Source organism: Limnohabitans sp. TEGF004 (assembly GCF_027924965.1).
GTDB lineage: Bacteria > Pseudomonadota > Gammaproteobacteria > Burkholderiales > Burkholderiaceae_C > Limnohabitans.
The window spans coordinates 856,799-873,280 of sequence record NZ_AP027056.1 but is presented as its reverse complement, the minus strand read 5'-3'; the positions used below and the strand labels follow the sequence as shown (position 1 = coordinate 873,280).

The 16,482-nt window shown below is 56.4% G+C and carries 20 protein-coding genes; 3 read left to right on the top strand and 17 right to left on the bottom strand.

Annotated elements, in window-relative coordinates:
• From rplI to LINBF2_RS04385, 6 genes are all read right to left on the bottom strand, one after another.
• Window positions 1-453, bottom strand: coding sequence for a 50S ribosomal protein L9 (gene rplI, locus LINBF2_RS04410; protein WP_104799312.1), 453 nt, complete (start codon window positions 451-453; stop codon window positions 1-3).
• 11 nt (window positions 454-464) lie between these two features.
• Entirely contained in the window at window positions 465-746 is a 282-nt protein-coding gene (rpsR, locus tag LINBF2_RS04405; RefSeq protein ID WP_044397946.1) for a 30S ribosomal protein S18, read from the bottom strand.
• A gap of 12 nt (window positions 747-758) precedes the next feature.
• On the bottom strand, window positions 759-1,049 hold the full coding sequence (gene priB / locus LINBF2_RS04400) for a primosomal replication protein N (protein ID WP_104799311.1): 291 nt from the start codon (window positions 1,047-1,049) through the stop codon (window positions 759-761).
• A gap of 20 nt (window positions 1,050-1,069) precedes the next feature.
• Complete coding sequence (rpsF, locus tag LINBF2_RS04395) at window positions 1,070-1,435, bottom strand: 30S ribosomal protein S6 (protein WP_104799310.1); 366 nt, start codon at window positions 1,433-1,435, stop codon at window positions 1,070-1,072.
• A 73-nt stretch (window positions 1,436-1,508) separates the two neighbouring features.
• The gene (locus LINBF2_RS04390) at window positions 1,509-3,509 is read right to left on the bottom strand and encodes a VC_2705 family sodium/solute symporter (RefSeq protein ID WP_281890719.1); all 2,001 of its coding nucleotides are present in this window, start codon (window positions 3,507-3,509) and stop codon (window positions 1,509-1,511) included.
• A complete protein-coding gene (locus LINBF2_RS04385; RefSeq protein WP_255416370.1) occupies window positions 3,496-3,624 on the bottom strand; it encodes a hypothetical protein in 129 nt (42 codons plus the stop codon). Before LINBF2_RS04385 ends, LINBF2_RS04390 begins: the two co-directional genes overlap by 14 nt.
• On the opposite strand from LINBF2_RS04385, the gene LINBF2_RS04380 reads away from it, so the two are divergent.
• On the top strand, window positions 3,623-3,778 hold the full coding sequence (locus LINBF2_RS04380) for a hypothetical protein (RefSeq protein ID WP_161499713.1): 156 nt from the start codon (window positions 3,623-3,625) through the stop codon (window positions 3,776-3,778). The two genes, LINBF2_RS04385 and LINBF2_RS04380, sit on opposite strands and share 2 nt — an antisense overlap.
• On the opposite strand, the gene ppsA is transcribed toward LINBF2_RS04380, so the two are convergent.
• Entirely contained in the window at window positions 3,764-6,154 is a 2,391-nt protein-coding gene (ppsA, locus tag LINBF2_RS04375; protein ID WP_281890714.1) for a phosphoenolpyruvate synthase, read from the bottom strand. The genes LINBF2_RS04380 and ppsA overlap by 15 nt on opposite strands.
• A gap of 167 nt (window positions 6,155-6,321) precedes the next feature.
• On the opposite strand from ppsA, the gene LINBF2_RS04370 reads away from it, so the two are divergent.
• On the top strand, window positions 6,322-7,149 hold the full coding sequence (locus LINBF2_RS04370; protein WP_104799307.1) for a pyruvate, water dikinase regulatory protein: 828 nt from the start codon (window positions 6,322-6,324) through the stop codon (window positions 7,147-7,149).
• A gap of 71 nt (window positions 7,150-7,220) precedes the next feature.
• On the opposite strand, the gene LINBF2_RS04365 is transcribed toward LINBF2_RS04370, so the two are convergent.
• Window positions 7,221-7,628, bottom strand: a complete 408-nt coding sequence (locus LINBF2_RS04365; protein ID WP_281890711.1) for a heme-binding protein — start codon at window positions 7,626-7,628, stop codon at window positions 7,221-7,223.
• Window positions 7,629-7,798: 170 nt separating this feature from the next.
• Between LINBF2_RS04365 and LINBF2_RS04360 the strand changes: the two genes are divergently transcribed.
• Window positions 7,799-8,485, top strand: a complete 687-nt coding sequence (locus tag LINBF2_RS04360; protein ID WP_281890709.1) for a Bax inhibitor-1 family protein — start codon at window positions 7,799-7,801, stop codon at window positions 8,483-8,485.
• Between the two features lie 73 nt (window positions 8,486-8,558).
• On the opposite strand, the gene rlmD is transcribed toward LINBF2_RS04360, so the two are convergent.
• The 9 genes from rlmD to LINBF2_RS04315 are packed head-to-tail and all read right to left on the bottom strand — an operon-like array spanning window position 8,559 to window position 16,477.
• On the bottom strand, window positions 8,559-9,953 hold the full coding sequence (gene rlmD / locus LINBF2_RS04355; protein ID WP_281890707.1) for a 23S rRNA (uracil(1939)-C(5))-methyltransferase RlmD: 1,395 nt from the start codon (window positions 9,951-9,953) through the stop codon (window positions 8,559-8,561).
• Entirely contained in the window at window positions 9,953-10,756 is an 804-nt protein-coding gene (locus LINBF2_RS04350) for a peptidoglycan DD-metalloendopeptidase family protein (protein WP_281890705.1), read from the bottom strand. The genes rlmD and LINBF2_RS04350 overlap by 1 nt, the downstream gene beginning before the upstream one ends.
• 16 nt (window positions 10,757-10,772) lie before the next feature.
• Entirely contained in the window at window positions 10,773-11,576 is an 804-nt protein-coding gene (locus LINBF2_RS04345) for a protein-L-isoaspartate(D-aspartate) O-methyltransferase (protein ID WP_281890703.1), read from the bottom strand.
• Window positions 11,573-12,331 (bottom strand): 5'/3'-nucleotidase SurE, encoded by a 759-nt coding sequence (gene surE, locus LINBF2_RS04340; protein ID WP_281890701.1) that lies wholly within the window; start codon window positions 12,329-12,331, stop codon window positions 11,573-11,575. Before surE ends, LINBF2_RS04345 begins: the two co-directional genes overlap by 4 nt.
• 56 nt (window positions 12,332-12,387) lie before the next feature.
• The gene (locus LINBF2_RS04335; protein ID WP_281890699.1) at window positions 12,388-12,738 is read right to left on the bottom strand and encodes an AzlD domain-containing protein; all 351 of its coding nucleotides are present in this window, start codon (window positions 12,736-12,738) and stop codon (window positions 12,388-12,390) included.
• Complete coding sequence (locus LINBF2_RS04330; RefSeq protein ID WP_281890697.1) at window positions 12,735-13,463, bottom strand: AzlC family ABC transporter permease; 729 nt, start codon at window positions 13,461-13,463, stop codon at window positions 12,735-12,737. Before LINBF2_RS04330 ends, LINBF2_RS04335 begins: the two co-directional genes overlap by 4 nt.
• Complete coding sequence (locus LINBF2_RS04325) at window positions 13,460-13,789, bottom strand: polymer-forming cytoskeletal protein (protein ID WP_158268547.1); 330 nt, start codon at window positions 13,787-13,789, stop codon at window positions 13,460-13,462. The genes LINBF2_RS04330 and LINBF2_RS04325 overlap by 4 nt, the downstream gene beginning before the upstream one ends.
• Window positions 13,761-16,319 (bottom strand): cation-translocating P-type ATPase, encoded by a 2,559-nt coding sequence (locus LINBF2_RS04320; RefSeq protein WP_281890695.1) that lies wholly within the window; start codon window positions 16,317-16,319, stop codon window positions 13,761-13,763. The genes LINBF2_RS04325 and LINBF2_RS04320 overlap by 29 nt, the downstream gene beginning before the upstream one ends.
• Entirely contained in the window at window positions 16,316-16,477 is a 162-nt protein-coding gene (locus tag LINBF2_RS04315) for a hypothetical protein (RefSeq protein WP_281890693.1), read from the bottom strand. Before LINBF2_RS04315 ends, LINBF2_RS04320 begins: the two co-directional genes overlap by 4 nt.
• Between the last annotated feature and the right edge of the window lie 5 nt (window positions 16,478-16,482).

The window sequence follows — 16,482 nt, the reverse complement described above, 5'->3', positions numbered from 1 at the left end:
TTAAGCAGCTTCGCCGTACACAGAGACAGTGATCTCAACGATCACGTCGGTGTGCAACGCCACACCCACGGTGCTGTCGCTCACAACCTTGATAGGGCCGTGAGGCATGCGGATTTGGGCTTTGGCCACTGCGAAACCTTCTTTTGTCAACGCTTCAGCGATGTCATGGTTGGTCACAGAGCCAAACAAGCGGCCATCCACACCGGCTTTTTGGCCGATCTTGACGGCTTTGCCGGCCAATTTTTCGCCTTGAGCTTGTGCAGCAGCCAATTTCTCAGCAGCAGCTTTTTCGAGTTCAGCGCGGCGAACTTCGAATTCTTTGATCGCTGTCTCAGTGGCGCGACGTGCGCGGCCTGATGGGATCAAAAAGTTACGGGCGTAACCATCTTTCACACGGACGATTTCGCCGAGGTTGCCGAGGTTCACGACCTTGTCGAGCAGAATAATTTGCATGGTCGGTCTCCTTAGATCTTGTGCTGGTCGCTGTATGGCACCAAGGCCAAGAAGCGCGCGCGCTTGATGGCAGTGTTCAGCTGACGTTGGTAAATGGCGCGTGTGCCGGTGAGGCGTGCGGGAATGATCTTGCCGTTTTCGGCAATGAAGTCACGCAATGTGTCGACGTCTTTGTAGTCGATTTCTTCAACGCCAGTGACGGTGAAGCGGCAGAAGCGCTTGCGCTTGAAAAGCAATGATTGCGTGTTGCGCTTTGGACGCTTGTCTTTGTTGAATTTCTTGAATGTGGCCATGATCTGGGCCTCCTATGAAATTTGCTGAAAATCTTGAATATGAAAAACGACGTTTTTGCTGTTACGAGGTGAGGCCAAAAAGCCGCTGAACTGCCAAAGGCTACCGAGGGGAAGTTGAGCGAGACGCTCAGCTAAAGATCCCAAGGCGACTGTTTTGACGGTTGCTTTGACTTGTCGCTTTTGCCCTGCTTCTTGTATTTCAGACTCGTGTTCGAGACTCAAATCAATGGCGGGTAAACCGGCTGGGGTGTATCGCAGGGCCGAAGCCTCCACAACACAAGCATTCAAAACAACGTGGTTCAAACCTTGTAATGAGTCAGCAATTAGCCCGCGAACTCAGCTTGCTGGTTCTTGCGAGCTTCTTCGCGCTCGACTGTCTTCATCATGATGGAAGGCGCGGTGTCGGCCTTCTTACGCAAGACAGTCATGTGGCGCAACACAGCATCGTTGAACTTGAACGCGTGTTCGAGTTCAGACATCACAGCTTGGCTAGCTTCGATGTTCAAGCAAATGTAGTGAGCTTTGGCAAGCTTGTTGATCATGTAGGCCAACTGGCGGCGACCCCAGTCTTCCGTACGATGAATAGCACCACCACCTGCGGTGATCATGCCTTTGTAACGCTCCAGCATGGCTGGAACTTGTTCGCTTTGATCCGGGTGGATCAACAAAATGATTTCGTAATGACGCATGGACACTCCTTGTGGATGTGAAGCTGCCTACGGCGTCTGACGCGGGCAGCAAGGGAAAAGCCCACGATTATAGTCAATTTTTTAGCGTGTTCGAGAGCTTGCTGCCCGCCACGCCAAGTAACAGCCCTACGGGCACCCCAAAAACGCCCGCGCACACGGGGTCAAGTCCAAACCACAAGGTGTCAGCGGCCTGCAGTTGAAAGCGCATTTGTAACCAAGGGTGGTTGACCGCGATGTAATACAAAGTGACGACCAACCCAGACACCATGGCCATCAAAGCCCCTACACGGTTCATGCCGCGCCAGTAAATGCCCAGCAACAGCACGGGGAAAAACGTGGCCGCGGCCAAAGAAAACGCACATGTGACCCAAAATAAAATACTCACGGGGCGGTTAGTGGCAAACCAAGCAGCCATCAGTGCCACCACCATCAGCAAAATTTTGGACAACATCACACGGCGCAACGGGGGCGCATTGGGCTCTGCTGTTTGAAAGTACAAGTCTTGCGCCAGGGCGTTCGAGATGGTCAACAACAAGCCATCCGCTGTTGACAAGGCCGCAGCCAACGCGCCAGCAGCCAACAAGCCCGTGAAGACCGACGAGATGTGCGTGATCTCTGGCACGCCCAGCACCAAGTAATCGTTGAACAAACGGATGTCTGCAAACTGCACGATGCCGTCTTGGTTGTAATCTTGAATACTCAACAGCGCCAATTTGCGCAGCTTCAAGCGATCCGCCCAATCTGGCAGTTGGTCCAAGTGCGAGCCGACCAACTCGGTCAGCACAAACGATTTGAGCAAGACCGCGAGCGCAGAAGCGCAAAGGTAAACCACCACGATGATGCCCAAAGCCCAAACCACCGAGCGCTGAGCCTCTGCAGGTGTAGACGTGGTGTAAGAGCGCACCAAAATATGTGGCAACGCAGCCGTGCCCAACATCAAGCAAAACACAAGCCCCAAGCTGTTGAACCACCCCTGGTTCCAGCCATTGAGCAAAGGCACTTGAAAGCCCACGGGACGATAGATGGCCTCAGCCAACACCTCGCGCTCAGCTTGCCACGCCCCCACCAAGCGATCCACCGATGTCTCACGCCAAGCAGGATTGGCCTCTAGCTTTTGAATCTCACGCAGCGAAGCCCCCTCGGCTTTGGCCCTTGCCACTTGACGAGCCACAGCTTGGCGTTCGACCTCGCGGGCGTATGTGGGCTCAGCAATCTTCACATCCAAATTGCTCATGCGCAAACTGATGATGTCACGCGTACTCAACTCAGCAGGATCTGTTTCAATTTGCTTGGCGCGCTGCTGGATTTCAGGCAACGACTGAGCCGCTGCAATCGTCACAAAAGGATGACCTTGCGTCTTGAAAGACACGGCCATGCCGAGGACCACCATCGACACCACGATGACCACACATTGCACACCCTGCGTCCAAGTGACGGCGCGCATGCCACCCAAGAATGAACACAGCAACACACCACCCAACGCCAAGAACACACCCAACTCAAAGGTCAAGCCCGAGAGCATGGAAGCCACAAGGCCAATGCCGTAAATTTGCGCCACCAAGTAAATACTGGAGCACAAAATAGCGCCCCACGCAGCGAACCAACGCACAGCCGCACTGTCAAAGCGACGGCCTAAGAAATCAGGGATGGTGATGGATTGCGAGAGGTTGAGCTTGGCGGCAAATAAAAAACCGAGCAAACAAAAACCGCCTGTCCAGCCAAGTAAATAAGCCAAGCCGCCGGGATGCTGACCATCGCCGACAAAGCCATCCGACAACAACAAACCTGTGAGGCCAATGAACGAGGCGGCAGAAATCCAATCAGCCGCTGTCGCCATGCCGTTGAGCGGTGCGCTGATGCGTCGCCCTGCGACAAAATATTCTTCAGGCGTGGTGGTGCGGCAAAACATGCCAATCACGGCATAACCGATGATGGAGATCACCAAGAAAAAACCGTTCACAACGCCCTTGGGTACGCCTGCAAAGTCAGCAAGCAGCAACAACAGTGTCAGCACAACCAGCCCAGCAAAGCTGAGCAACAACAAACGCCAAGGCCAAGACTTAAGACGCATCATCGGTCGGATGCGAAGCTTGCGTGCCCCACCAAGCGAGCAGCAAGTACAGAACAGGCACGGCTTGCGCCACCCACAAAAAATGCAGTAACGTGGCATCTGGCAAGAGCCAAGCCATGCCCAAAGACCCCACCGTCAAAACCACCAGCCCCGCCGCACCCCACAACGCACGTCTGGGCAAAGCCGTGACTTCGATCGTTGTGGGACGCGGCGCCTCTGAGTCAGAGGCTGTAGAGGGCTGCGGCATCAAAGCGGTATTACTTGGCCAATGATTTCCAAGTGTCGATCACGCTGTCTGGGTTCAGCGAGATGGAGCTGATGCCCTCATCGGCCAACCAGTGCGCGAAGTCGGGGTGGTCGCTGGGGCCTTGGCCGCAGATACCCACGTACTTGCCTTGCGCCAAACATGCCGCGATGGCTTTGCTGAGCAAAGCTTTCACAGCAGGGTCGCGCTCGTCAAAGTCAGCGGCCAACAACTCCAAGCCAGAGTCACGGTCCAGGCCCAAGGTGAGTTGGGTCAAGTCGTTCGAGCCAATCGAGAAGCCGTCAAAGAACTTCAAGAAGTCGTCAGCGAGGATGGCGTTGCTAGGCACTTCGCACATCATGATGACTTTAAGGTCGTTCTCGCCGCGCTTCAGGCCGTGCTCGGCCAACAAGTTGGTCACACGCTCTGCTTGGCCCAAGGTACGCACGAATGGCACCATGACTTGCACGTTGGTCAAACCCATGTCGGTACGCACGCGGCGCATGGCTTCACACTCCATCGCAAAGGCTTCACCGAAGTCTTCGCTGATGTAGCGTGCGGCGCCACGGAAGCCCAACATTGGGTTTTCTTCCTCTGGCTCGTAGCGGCTGCCACCAATGAGTTTGCGGTATTCGTTGGACTTGAAGTCCGACATACGCACGATGACTGGCTTTGGCCAGAACGCCGCAGCGATGGTGGCAATGCCTTCGGCCACTTTGTCCACGTAGAACGCGCGAGGCGAAGCGTGACCGCGGGCCACGGACTCAACCGCCTTCTTCAAATCAGCATCGACATTCGGGTAGTCAAGAATCGCCTTAGGGTGCACACCAATGTTGTTGTTGATGATGAACTCCAAACGGGCCAAGCCCACACCTTCGTTGGGCAACTGGCAAAAGTCAAACGCCAACTGTGGGTTACCCACGTTCATCATGATCTTGGTTTTGATGCTGGGCATTTCGCCGCGTTGCACTTCGGTCACTTCAGTCTCTAACAAACCGTCATAGATCAAACCGGTGTCGCCTTCTGAGCAACTCACAGTCACGAGCGTGCCGTCTTTCAAGCGCTCGGTCGCGTCACCGCAACCCACCACTGCAGGAATACCCAACTCACGCGCAATGATGGCGGCGTGGCAAGTACGGCCACCACGGTTGGTCACGATGGCGCTGGCGCGCTTCATCACAGGTTCCCAGTTGGGGTCTGTCATGTCGGTCACCAACACGTCGCCAGGCTGGACAGTGTCCATCTCGCTGATGTTGTGCACCAAGCGCACAGGGCCGGTGCCAATCTTTTGGCCAATCGCGCGGCCTTCGGCCAACACAGTGCTGTGACCTTTGAGTTTGTAGCGGAACTCGGACTGACCTTTGGCTTGGCTCTTCACAGTCTCTGGGCGCGCTTGCAAGATGTAGAGCTGGCCGTCTGTGCCGTCTTTGCCCCACTCAATGTCCATAGGACGGCCGTAATGGGCCTCAATCACCATGGCGTAGTGGGCCAATTGCTCCACGTCAGAGTCAGTCAATGAGTAGCGGTTGCGCAACTCGGTGGGCACATCCACGGTCTTGACCAATTTGCCTGTGGCTTTTTTCTCTTCAGCAGTGGAGAACACCATTTCAATGAGCTTAGAGCCCAAGTTGCGGCGAATCACAGCGCGCTTACCTGCCTTCAAAGTTGGCTTGTGCACATAAAACTCGTCGGGGTTCACAGCACCCTGCACCACGGTCTCGCCGAGGCCGTAGCTGGAGGTGATGAACACCACATCTTCAAATCCAGATTCGGTGTCGATGGTGAACATCACACCGGCAGCGCCCGTGTCAGAACGCACCATGCGTTGCACGCCGGCTGACAAAGCCACATCGGCGTGGGCAAAGCCCTTGTGCACGCGGTAGCTGATGGCGCGGTCGTTGTACAACGAGGCAAACACTTCCTTCATCTTGTGCAGCACTTCGTCAATGCCGTGCACGTTGAGAAAAGTTTCTTGTTGGCCCGCGAAAGACGCGTCTGGCAAGTCTTCAGCGGTGGCGGATGAACGCACCGCAAAGGTGGCGGCAGCATTGCCTTCAGACAAAGTCGCGAACGCTTCCGCAATGGCTTTTTGTAAATCGGCAGGGAAAGGCTGAGCTTCCACCATGGCGCGAATTTCGGCGCCAACTTCGGCCAAAGCACGCACATCTTCGGTGTCGAGCTTGTCCAAGCGGGCGTTGATTTTGTCGACCAAACCGTCGTAAGCCAAGAACTCACGGAAGGCATGGGCCGTAGTGGCAAAGCCGGTAGGCACGCGAACGCCCGTGGGCAATTGCGAAATCATTTCGCCGAGGCTGGCGTTTTTGCCGCCAACGGATTCGACGTCCGTCATTCGAAGTTTTTCGAAGGGAACCACCAAGGCGGTAGGGCTGAAAAGTGCAGTCATAGACAAGCTCCAAAAGTTAAAACGGTGCAGCCATACAGCGCGGCGACTTTGTATTTTTTCGAATGGGTCGATCAGTCTGCGTGGCGAAATTCGGATAATGCAGCATTGTAGGTGGCCGACAGGGCCCCTTCTCTGCCCAACCCCGTGGTTCCTATTGAAAGTTTTTCATGCCCAATCCCACCGTTTTCTTTGTGTCTGACGGCACAGGCATCACCGCAGAAACCTTTGGCAACGCCATCTTGGCGCAGTTCGAGGTGAAATTTCGTCACATCCGCATTCCGTTTGTGGACTCGGTGGACAAAGCCCACCAAGCCGTGCGTCAAATCTTGCACACAGGCGAGGTCGAAGGCCGTAAGCCGATTGTGTTTACCACGCTGGTGAACATGGAGGTGTTGAGCGTCATCTTGGAAGGCTGTAAAGAAAAAACCATGCTGATGGACATGTTCAGCATCTTTGTGAACCCGCTCGAAAAAGAACTGGGCATCAAGTCCAACCACCGTGTGGGCCGCTTCTCAGACGCCAGCAAGAGCCAAGAGTACCGCGACCGCATCGAGGCCATCAACTTCAGCTTGGCCCATGACGATGGCCAGCTCAACCGCGACTTGGAGTTATCTGACGTGATTTTGGTAGGCGTGAGCCGCAGCGGCAAAACCCCCACCAGCTTGTACTTGGCCATGCAGCACGGCTTGAAAGCCTCCAACTACCCGCTCATCCCCGAAGACTTCGAGCGCCGCCAACTGCCGCCAGCTCTGATGCCACACAAAAAGAAAATCTTTGGCCTGACTATTCAGCCCGAGCGTCTGAGCGAAATTCGCAACGAACGCCGCCCCGACTCCAAATACGCCAGCTTGGCCAACTGCCGCCACGAAGTGGCAGAGGCCGAGGCCATGATGCGCCGTGCGGGCATTCGCTGGCTATCCACCACGCACAAGAGCATCGAAGAAATTGCCACCACCATCCTGCAAGAAATCAATCCTGAGCGTTTGATTTACTAAACACAGCGCCCTTCAACGCAAAAAAGCCCCGCAGCCAAAACTGCGGGGCTTATCTTTGAGAGCGCGCTGATTTAGAGACCGATGGCGGCAATGCCAGCCTTGGCAATTTGCGCGTCTTCGTTGGACTTGACGCCGCTCACGCCCACCGCGCCGATGCACTGGCCGTCTTTCATGATGGGCACACCACCTTCGAGCATGCCTTTGACTTCAGGCGCAGTCACAAACGACACGCGACCGCCGTTGATGACGTCTTCGTAAATCTTGCTTTCACGACGACCCAAGGCTGCGGTGTGCGCTTTGGCTGGGGCGATGTGTGAAGAAATGGCAGGAGCGCCGTCCAAACGGTGCAGGTTCAACAAATGACCGCCATCGTCCACGATGGCGATGGTCACAGCCCAGTTGTTTTTCAAAGCTTCCGCTTCGGCGGCGGCGGCAATGGTTTTGACATCTGCGGATTCGAGGAAGTGTTTGGTTTTCATGTGAAGCGAGTTTGAAAAGTAAGAAAACCCCAAGCATACCGACTCTGATCGCCCCACTACCCTCGCCCAAGACAAAAGAAACCTCAATAAAAGTAAGCGATAGCCTTGCGCGACTTGAAACATCTAGAATTCGCCCCATCTGAATCATCAGGTTTATAGGAGAGCTACACATGAATGACAACATTCAAACCGTTGATTACCACGTCTTACCGACGGCTGAACGCAACCGCGTGGTGCGCAACACTTACTGGTTGCTCGCCATCAGCATGCTGCCCACCGTCTTGGGCGCATGGGTTGGCGTGACCACAGGCATCAGCTATGCCATCTCTGGCGTGATGGGCATGATTTTGATGCTGGCTGGCGTGTTCGGCTTCATCTACGCCATCGAGCGCACCAAAGAAAGTGCCACTGGCGTCTACGTGCTTTTGGGCTTTACCTTCTTCATGGGCCTCATGCTGTCACGCATGATTGCCATGGTGCTGGGTTTCAAGAACGGCGCTGATTTGGTGATGACTGCATTTGCAGGCACCGCAGGCGTGTTCTTTGTGATGGCCAGCTTGGCCACCGTCATCAAGCGCGACTTGTCTGGCATGGGCAAATGGCTCATGGTGGGTGCTGTGGTCTTGATGGTGGGCAGCATCATCAACGTGTTCGTCGGATCCTCTGCCGGCATGATGGTGATATCCATGTTGTCCATGGCCATCTTCAGCGCGTTCATGTTGTACGACTTGAAGCAAGTGATGGACGGCGGCGAAACCAACTACATCAGCGCCACGCTGACCTTGTATTTGGACATCATCAACGTGTTCCAAAGCTTGCTGGCCTTGCTCGGCATCTTTGGTGGCGAACGCGAATAAGCGTTTGTTACGCCAACTAAAAAGGGACCTCACGGTCCCTTTTTTACGCCTGTAGATTTTCAAGCGCTGCGGTTTAGACCAAATCAAACACCGCCATGCTCTCGACGTGCGCTGTGTGCGGGAACATATTCACCGCACCCGCAAACGACATGCGATAGCCAGCTGCATTGACCAATACACCTGCGTCACGCGCCAAGGTGGCTGGGTTGCAGCTCACATACACAATGCGCTTCGGTGGTGTCCAGCCCTGACGCAGCTCTGGCTGCTGATGCATCTCGGCCAAGGCCTGCACCAACGAGAAAGCACCTTCACGTGGCGGGTCGACCAACCACTTGTCTGCGGCACCATCTTGGCGCAGCAACTCGGGCGTCATCTCAAACAAGTTACGCGCCACAAAGCTTGTTGGCGCCAAAGGCTTGTCGCGGTTGGCTTGGTTGAACAGGTAGTTCTCGCCGGAGCGCGCCACCAAAGCCTCGCTGCCCTCAATGCCCAAGACTTCGCGGGCGAGCGTGGCCAAAGGCAAGGTGAAGTTACCCAAACCGCAGAACCAGTCAATCACACGTTCGGTCGGCTGCACATCGAGCAAACGCAAGGCACGCGTGACCAACACACGGTTGATGTGCGGATTGACTTGTGTGAAATCGGTGGGCTTGAAAGGCATGGTGATGCCAAATTCAGGCAAGGCGTAAGACAGTGGCTCGCCCAAGGCACCTTCCATCAAACACACCGTGTCTGGGCCTTTGGATTGCAACCACCATTGCACGTTGTGTTTGGCCGCAAAGTCGCGCAAAGCAGCCATGTCATGCGCGCTCAACGGCTCCATGTGGCGCAACACCATCGCAGTCACGTGGTCGCCACAAGCCAGTTCAATTTGCGGCAAAGTCTCACGCGCCTCCATGCAGCCAATGAGTTTGCGCAAAGGCAATAGCATGGCATCCACATGGGGCGGCAAGATGGGGCACTGGCGCATGTCGGCCACATAGCGGCTCTTGCGCTCGTGAAAGCCCACCAGCACTTCGCCCTTTTTCACCACATAGCGCACCGACAAACGGGCGCGGTAACGGTAGCCCCATGCAGGGCCTTGGATGGGTCGCAAAATGGTTTCTGCTTTGACCTTGCCCAAGTGCCAGAGGTTGTCTTCTAAGGCGCGTTGCTTGACGGCGATTTGTGCAGCCGCATCCAAGTGCTGCATCTTGCAGCCACCGCACGCCCCTGCGTGCAAGCCAAAGTGAGGGCAACCGGGCGTGACGCGCTGCGACGATTCGTGCAGCACTTCCAGCAGCGAGGCTTTTTCCCAGTTGTCTTTTTTGCGGTGCACATTGGCGCGCACCACCTCAAAGGGCAAAGCCCCATCCACAAACACCACTTTGCCATCGGCGCGGTGGCCCACGCCTTGCGCTTCTAGGTCCATCGATTCGATGGTGAGCGCATTGTCAGGCCATTGCTTTTCTGTCGTGACTTGGGTCATCAGTTCGCCGATAAGTATTTAGCTGGGTCAACCGGCTTGCCTTGACGGCGAATTTCAAAATGCAACTTCACTTGGTCTGCATCGCTGTTGCCCATTTCGGCAATCTTTTGACCGCGTTTGATGGCTTGGTCTTCCTTCACCAACAAAGTTTGGTTGTGCGCGTAAGCCGTCAAATACGTGTTGTTGTGCTTCAAGATGATGAGGTTGCCATAGCCGCGCAAACCTGCACCGGCGTAAACCACACGGCCATCGGCAGCGGCCAACACAGGGTCGCCCACTTTGCCGCCAATATCCAAGCCTTTGTTTTTGGACTCGTCAAAACCAGAAATCAAATTGCCGCGTGCGGGCCATTGGAAGCTGATGGCATCCTCGACGGCAGACGGTGCAGCAGGGGCCACAGCAGATGTCGTGGCAGGCGATGAAGGTGCCGAAGCCACAGGCATAGGCGCTGTTGCCGTGGACGATGTGGCAGGTCGCACCACCGCCACTTCAGGCGCAGGCGGCGCCACACGCAGCACTTGGCCTGTTTCGATCAGATTGGGGTTGTCTAACTTGTTCCAACGGATGATGTCGCGCCAGCTTTGGCCGTTGTCCATGCCAATGCGAATCAAGGTATCACCAGGCTTGACGGTGTAGTAACCGGGCTTGCCTGCGTTCTCCGCACCAGGCAACACACGCGTGGTGCCACGCGCACCACCTATCGAGTGGTCATCCATGGGGGCGAGGCGGCCTTTGTTAGAGCAACCCGACAGCGCTAAGGCTGCCACGAGGGCGGCAAGACCCCACATTCCGGCACGAAACATTCTGATTTCCCTGTGTTCAAGCAATGCCTGATTTTAGAGGTACAAAGTTCACGGCTTCGAGGAGCGTTTGTTGCAAGCCTTGCGGCGTTTTATCAATCACCACCAAGGCTTGTTGGCCCGTGCTGGTGTGCGTGGGCGCCACCAAACGGCCGCCCATGGCGAGCTGGTCAATCCAAGCTTGCGGCACGTTCTCGCCACCTGCAGCCGAGATGATGGCGCTGTAGGGCGCCCCTTGTGCATAGCCCAACATGCCATCGCCAAAAATCAGATGCACGTTTGGCAAACGCATGGGGCGCAAGTTATCGCGCGCTTTGTCATGCAAGCCACGCAAACGTTCAATGCTGTACACCTCACGCGCCACGCAAGCCAACACCGCTGCTTGATAGCCACAGCCTGTGCCAATCTCCAGCACACGTCCCATCAGCGGTGCAACTTGCAGGCCCGGCGCTTCGCGCAGCAGGGCAATCATGCGGGCCACCACATTGGGTTTGGAAATGGTTTGGCCCAGGCCAATCGGCAAACTCGTGTCTTCGTAGGCTTGGTTGACCAACGCACTGTCCACAAAGCGATGGCGTTCCACGCGGCCCATCGCTTCAAGCACCACCGCATCATCGATGCCCTGCCCCGCAAGTTTTTGCACCATGCGCACGCGAATGGCCGATGAATCTAGCCCCACCCCCGTGGGACTGACCACGCCCGCAGGCTTCACACGCACGGGTGATGGCGGCATGACCACACGGGTCGCGCCCATCAAAGTTTTAGGTGCGGCTTGTGGCTTACCCGTGTCTAAGCGTGCAGGAAAGCTGGGGCGCTGCTTCATGCGTGCGCTCCGCGCAAGCGTTGCGTCCACGCAGGCAAGCTGGCGTGTTCGGTCAAGTCCACATGCAGCGGCGTGACCGACATATGGCCTTCAAACGTGGCGTGGAAGTCGGTGCCATCGCTATCGTCTTTGGCGGCGCCTGCACTGCCAATCCAATACATGGTTTCGCCACGCGGGCTGGTTTGCGTGATGACACGCTCTGCCGAATGGCGACGCCCCAAGCGCGTGACACGCAAGGGTTTGATGTGCGCAACGGGTTGATTGGGGATGTTCACATTCAGCAACCAAGGCGCGCCCGCTGCAGGTGGCTGCGCCAGCATCTGTTGCACCAGTTCACGGGCTTTGGCAGCGGCGGCATCAATGTGGCCCCAGCCTTTCTCAACTTGTGAAAAGGCGATGGCCGGAATGCCAAACAAATAGCCTTCCATCGCAGCGCCCACAGTGCCAGAGTAAATCGTGTCATCGCCCATGTTGGCGCCGTTGTTGATGCCAGACACCACGAGGTCGGGTTTGTAGTCGAGCAAACCCGTGAGTGCGATGTGCACGCAGTCCGCGGGTGTGCCGTTGACGTAGCGAAAGCCATTGCTGGCTTGGCTCACGTACAGCGGCGAGTGCAAGGTGAGTGCGTTGGACTTGGCGCTGTTGTTGTGCTCAGGCGCGACCACTTCGACGCGGCCCAAATCTTTGAGCGCTTCGTACAGGGCCACGATGCCCGGGGCTTGGAAGCCGTCGTCGTTGGAAATCAGAATATTCATGGTGCCTTCAAGGTTGCACGCAAATTGTAGGTTCGGACAGCGGCAGGCCTCAGCGGCTATGGGTTTGCACGGAACACGCCATAAGCCAGCATCAACAAGGTGCCGGTCAACAAAGCAGGCACCAAGCGGCGTTGCGGGCTAGACACCATCACGGACAAGCTGAGCGCGCAAATCACCAAACGCAGCCACACAGGCACGGTGGCCAGCAAACCCAGTGGCATCAAAATCATGCGTACGGTCAAAGCCGCCACCATGGCGTAGGTCACCGCAGACAGCCAACGAAACACCTCGCTGTCTTGGTGAATATGGCCCGACAACTTCACGCCAGCGGCACGGCAAACATAGGTGCCAATACACGCAGCACTGAGCGCCAACCACACGCCCCACCCTTGCATCTCGGCGTTCATGTGTGCACCTCCACAGGCTTTGGGCGCAGCCAGCGGCGGTCAACAACATAGGCCAACGTGCCCGCCACCAAACCCGTCAACAGCAAACTGCTGTCGGCATCGAACACATAAAAAACAGGACCCAAGATGCAACCCAAGCCAATGGCGATGCGATTGGCCCAAGGCTTCACATCGGTGAAGGTGAGCAAGAAAAACAAGGGGTTGATGAACACCAAACCCAAGGTGACCGCAGCTGGCACCCAGCCCGCCACAAAATAGCCCAGCACCGTGCCCATCGGTGAAATCAGCCAACACGGCAAAGCCAAACCGATGAAGTAATTCAAGCGGTGCTGAGGGGACATGCGGGGGAACTCGCGCATCGACACCGCCCATGCGGTCATGGCCAGCATGTGCACCCACAGATACAGCAGTGGGTTGCGGTCGCGTCGGTGGAGTTGGGGAAACAGCGTCACCACCATGGTGACAAAACGGGTCGAGGTCAGCGTCACGGCAAAGCCAATAGCCAACAAGGATGAACCAGAGATGAACATCTCCAGCATCACCACCTGACCGGGCAGCGCAAACATCAGCAAGCTGGTCAGGCCGGTCATCCAAGCATCGAAACCATGGGAACGCCCCATGGCACCGAAACCGACCATGCCTGCAAATAAAACTAAAACGGGAGCGCCTAGGGCATCGCGGATGCCCTGCCAAAAGGCTTCGCGCCGATTGGCGAACCGATTCATTTCTGGTTCATATTGCCTTTGAACTTACCGCCGCGTTGGATTTCCAACTCGTGGTATTCCAAGGTGCCAGACACTTTGCCTGTGCTGTGAATCAACAAGTGTTCTTTGCAAACGATGTCTTCGTTCAGTTCGCCGTGCACATCGATTTCGCGAGCACGCACAGTACCGGTCACTTGACCTTTGGTGCCAATCAACAAATCGTCAGCCGTCAATTCGCCGGTGACATTGCCATTGATGACGGCTTTGCCAGGCGCAGAAATAGAGCCTTTGAAAGTAACGCCTTCACCGATGACGAGGTTATTGTTGGTTGGGTTGATATCTGCCATGCTGAACTCCTTTGAATGGCCCATCATACCTAAGCAAACTCAAGCAAACCCACGCACCTAGGATGCTGGCGACCCCCAAGCCCAATGCCGTCATCACCTGCGCGACATCCAGGGGCGCCAAATAAAGCGGGGCAGCCAACCATGGCACATACACCCCCAACACCACCAAGCCCATTGCCCCTGCCATGACCCACAGGGCAACAGCATTGCGCGCCCCATTCACAAAAATCAACATGGCATTGGCGGCCACCAAGGTGATGAGCACCATGGCGCGCTGCACTTCTGTAGAGAAAACCATGGCGTGCCAGTACGCCGCCCCCGTTGCTGCCAACACGCACACCCCCTGAAAAAAGGACGCCAACATTTGTTGGAAACCAAAAATAGGCGCCAAGGTGTCACGCGGTGGGCGCTGCATCATCTGGGGCTCTGCAGGCTCGTTCTCAAACGCGATGGAACAAGAGGGGTCAATCACCAACTCCAACAACGCAATGTGCAAAGGCATCAACAAAGGTGGCAACGCAAACACCATGGGCACCAGCGCCAAGCCGGCAATCGGAATGTGAATCGCAAAGATGTACGCCATGGACTTTTGCAGGTTGCCAAAAATGCGGCGGCCTAGGCGTATGCCTTTGACGATGGATGCAAAGTTGTCGTCCACCAAGACCAGCGACGAAGCCTCGCGCGCCACATCGGTGCCGCGTGCGCCCATGGCGATGCCCACATGGGCGGCGCGCAATGCGGGCGCATCGTTCACGCCATCGCCCGTCATCGCCACCACCTCGCCACTGCGCTTGAGGGCTTGCACGATGCGCAGTTTTTGATGCGGTGAAATGCGGGCACACACGCTGACGGTTGTGAGATGTGCGCTCAGCGCTTCGTCCGACATGGCGTCAATCACATCCCCCGTCAAGGTGTCACCGCCCTGCAAGCCGGCTTGGTTGGCAATGACACGTGCCGTGTGCGGGTAGTCACCGGTAATCATGATGACTTTGATGCTGGCCGAATGGCAATCGGCAATGGCTTGCGGAATTTCAGAGCGTAAGGGGTCACTCAAGCCCATCAAGCCCAGCCACTCAAAATCAAAACCATGCGCGGAGCTTGGCCATGCGTCGCCCACAAAACGTCCCTGCGCCACGGCCAACACGCGCAAGCCGTCGGACGCCATGGCATGCACCACGGCTCCCCACTGCGCTTGCAACGCGGGCGAGAGATGACACAACGCCATCACCGCCTCTGGTGCCCCCTTGGCAGACACGATGTGCGCCGCATCTTCGCTGGGACGCCACACATGCGACATGGCACGTAACTCAGGGCTCAACGCATAGGTCTGCACCAAATCCCAATCGGGATGTAAATGCTCAGAGTCGCTCAGCCACGTTTGACCCAAGGCATGAAAGGCGACTTCCATTGGGTCAAAAGGTTCAGGCGCGCTGGCCAAGATGGCGTGTTCGACCAACCCATGAAATTCATCTGGCAGCGACTCGCCGTTGATCTTGAACAAACGTGGCGCAGAAGCCTCCCCCACCGCCAAGGCCGCCACCGTCATACGGTTTTCCGTCAAGGTGCCCGTTTTGTCGGTGCACAACACGGTGGTCGCGCCCAAGGTTTCAATCGCGTTGATGTGTCGCGTCAACACGCCTTGTTGCGCCAAGCGATGCGCACCCAAGGCCGGAAAAATGGCCATCACCACCGGATACTCTTCGGGCAAGATGGCCATCGCCAACGCAATGCCCGACAACAACGCCGGCAACCACGCCCCATTGCGCAAGCCCAAGGTGAGGATCATCAGCACGCACAAACCAAACGTGATCCACGCCAACACCTTCACCAACTGAGTGGTTTGCTTTTGCAGTGGCGTCAGCACGGTTTTAATGTCATTCAACGATGCACCAATGCGCCCCATCTGGCTATGCATGCCTGTGGCTGTGACGCGCACCACCCCTTGCCCACGGACCACAAAGGTGCCGCCAAAGACAGCGGCCAACTCATCGCCACCCGGCTGTAGGTGGCGCGCCAACGCCTCATCAAAAGCATCGCCCACTTTGGTCACGGCCAAGGACTCGCCCGTCAACAACGATTCATCCACTTGCAGTTGGTCCGCTTGCAACACCCAGGCATCCGCCGCAATGCGATCCCCCTCGGCAATGAACAACACATCCCCCACAACCACGTCACGGGAAGGCACGCTGATGCGTTGGCCATCACGCATCACTTGCGCAAAAGGCTGGCTCAGTTGCCGCAAGGCATCAATGGCGGCTTCTGACTTGCCCTCTTGGTAAAACGTCAAACCCAACACCGCCAACACAAACACAAACAACGTGACGCCTTCGGTCAAATCGCCTAACACCAAATACAGCGAAGCGGCCAGCACCAACAACGCAAACATGGGCTCCATCAACATCGCCCATAGCCGAGCCCACACGCTGCGGCGCTGAGCGGCATCTAGTGCGTTGGGTCCATCGTGCGCGCGTTGCTGCGCGGCCTGCTCAGACGTGAGGCCTGTGAAAGAGGGGGGCGTTGTCGAGTTCACCGCATGCTTTCAAAGACAAACCGAGAATCAGGCTCTGATTCATGACAGCACTTGAACAACAGCTGCTGCGTCACATCGACTTTGATTTTGTAGTCGTCTGCGGCCATGGCTGTTGTACAGGCACACAGCGCCAACCACGCACACCCCAGCTGTTTCATTGAAT

What these genes read in the sequence shown, in the direction of transcription:
- rpsR (WP_044397946.1), bottom strand. Translation starts at nt 746, where the DNA reads ATGGCCACATTCAAGAAATTCAACAAAGACAAGCGTCCAAAGCGCAAC.
- LINBF2_RS04365 (WP_281890711.1), bottom strand. Translation starts at nt 7,628, where the DNA reads ATGAAAACCAAACACTTCCTCGAATCCGCAGATGTCAAAACCATTGCC.
- LINBF2_RS04370 (WP_104799307.1), top strand. Translation starts at nt 6,322, where the DNA reads ATGCCCAATCCCACCGTTTTCTTTGTGTCTGACGGCACAGGCATCACC.
- LINBF2_RS04390 (WP_281890719.1), bottom strand. Translation starts at nt 3,509, where the DNA reads ATGATGCGTCTTAAGTCTTGGCCTTGGCGTTTGTTGTTGCTCAGCTTT.
- LINBF2_RS04360 (WP_281890709.1), top strand. Translation starts at nt 7,799, where the DNA reads ATGAATGACAACATTCAAACCGTTGATTACCACGTCTTACCGACGGCT.
- LINBF2_RS04345 (WP_281890703.1), bottom strand. Translation starts at nt 11,576, where the DNA reads ATGAAGCAGCGCCCCAGCTTTCCTGCACGCTTAGACACGGGTAAGCCA.
- ppsA (WP_281890714.1), bottom strand. Translation starts at nt 6,154, where the DNA reads ATGACTGCACTTTTCAGCCCTACCGCCTTGGTGGTTCCCTTCGAAAAA.
- LINBF2_RS04325 (WP_158268547.1), bottom strand. Translation starts at nt 13,789, where the DNA reads ATGGCAGATATCAACCCAACCAACAATAACCTCGTCATCGGTGAAGGC.
- rlmD (WP_281890707.1), bottom strand. Translation starts at nt 9,953, where the DNA reads ATGACCCAAGTCACGACAGAAAAGCAATGGCCTGACAATGCGCTCACC.
- rplI (WP_104799312.1), bottom strand. Translation starts at nt 453, where the DNA reads ATGCAAATTATTCTGCTCGACAAGGTCGTGAACCTCGGCAACCTCGGC.
- LINBF2_RS04315 (WP_281890693.1), bottom strand. Translation starts at nt 16,477, where the DNA reads ATGAAACAGCTGGGGTGTGCGTGGTTGGCGCTGTGTGCCTGTACAACA.
- surE (WP_281890701.1), bottom strand. Translation starts at nt 12,331, where the DNA reads ATGAATATTCTGATTTCCAACGACGACGGCTTCCAAGCCCCGGGCATC.
- LINBF2_RS04385 (WP_255416370.1), bottom strand. Translation starts at nt 3,624, where the DNA reads ATGGCTTGGCTCTTGCCAGATGCCACGTTACTGCATTTTTTGTGGGTG.
- rpsF (WP_104799310.1), bottom strand. Translation starts at nt 1,435, where the DNA reads ATGCGTCATTACGAAATCATTTTGTTGATCCACCCGGATCAAAGCGAA.
- LINBF2_RS04335 (WP_281890699.1), bottom strand. Translation starts at nt 12,738, where the DNA reads ATGAACGCCGAGATGCAAGGGTGGGGCGTGTGGTTGGCGCTCAGTGCT.
- LINBF2_RS04330 (WP_281890697.1), bottom strand. Translation starts at nt 13,463, where the DNA reads ATGAATCGGTTCGCCAATCGGCGCGAAGCCTTTTGGCAGGGCATCCGC.
- LINBF2_RS04350 (WP_281890705.1), bottom strand. Translation starts at nt 10,756, where the DNA reads ATGTTTCGTGCCGGAATGTGGGGTCTTGCCGCCCTCGTGGCAGCCTTA.
- LINBF2_RS04380 (WP_161499713.1), top strand. Translation starts at nt 3,623, where the DNA reads ATGCCCAAAGACCCCACCGTCAAAACCACCAGCCCCGCCGCACCCCAC.